Origin of the sequence: Pseudomonas sp. FSL R10-0056, assembly GCF_009600105.1 — a bacterium.
GTDB classification, from domain to species: Bacteria; Pseudomonadota; Gammaproteobacteria; order Pseudomonadales; family Pseudomonadaceae; genus Aquipseudomonas; species Aquipseudomonas bubulae.
Genome location: NZ_WIWL01000073.1, coordinates 1 through 732, shown reverse-complemented (window position 1 = coordinate 732; position 732 = coordinate 1). Strand labels below are relative to the sequence as shown.

At 37.8% G+C, this 732-nt stretch carries 1 protein-coding gene; it reads left to right on the top strand.

Annotated elements, in window-relative coordinates; all coding sequences use genetic code 11:
• Positions 1 to 602, top strand: a 602-nt coding sequence (locus GHO42_RS25655) for a hypothetical protein (protein WP_178114891.1), incomplete at its 5' end; no start/stop codon positions are given.
• Between the last annotated feature and the right edge of the window lie 130 nt (positions 603 to 732).

The following is a 732-nucleotide window of genomic DNA, read 5'->3' as shown; positions in this document are numbered from 1 at the left end:
TTCCTGGCCTTAGGCTTATCTATGCAACAAGAACAGGCTATCAAATAGGTGCGCAGACAAAGGCAAATAAACACAAAATAGATCTTCTTATTGTAAGGGAAGGGTCAGATGAAGATTGGACTGCGCCAGATGGAACGCCATTAATAAAAACTATAAGCCTTAATATTAGTAGTATATCACCCCCTAGAATAACTTCATTTTCTCCAGGTGTTGATAAATCTTGGCTAGAATCCCAGCCTGGGCTGGATTTGGAGGGGATAGACCAAAAATTGGGTATGGCACTTAACGATGAAGTATTTATAGCTAATGAGGCAACAGGTAGTACAATTTCACTTCATACACTAGCTGGCTTACTACCTGTTAAATTTCCAGGTATCACATATGGGAAAGGGGTGTACAGCGAGGATCTAAATGACTCATATTTAGAATATGAAGGTGGTGGTATAAGGTTAAAAATCAAAGGATACAAGCTTGCGTATGAGTACCACGAACCCGTAAATGTCATGTCAGTTATTGATTATTCTAAAGAGCTGCTTGGTATCGTTCAGAACTATTCGTCAGGAGATAAGAAAATGGTGTTTAGGGAAGGCATGGTAAAATAAGAATATACTGAAAAAACCCCTCTATTCTAGGGGTTTTATCGCCACTATTCTTGTCTGTGCATCTAATGATTTACTTTAATAACTGAATTTAGTTCTATATATTTTTCTATCTGACACGGTAACTAGTAGC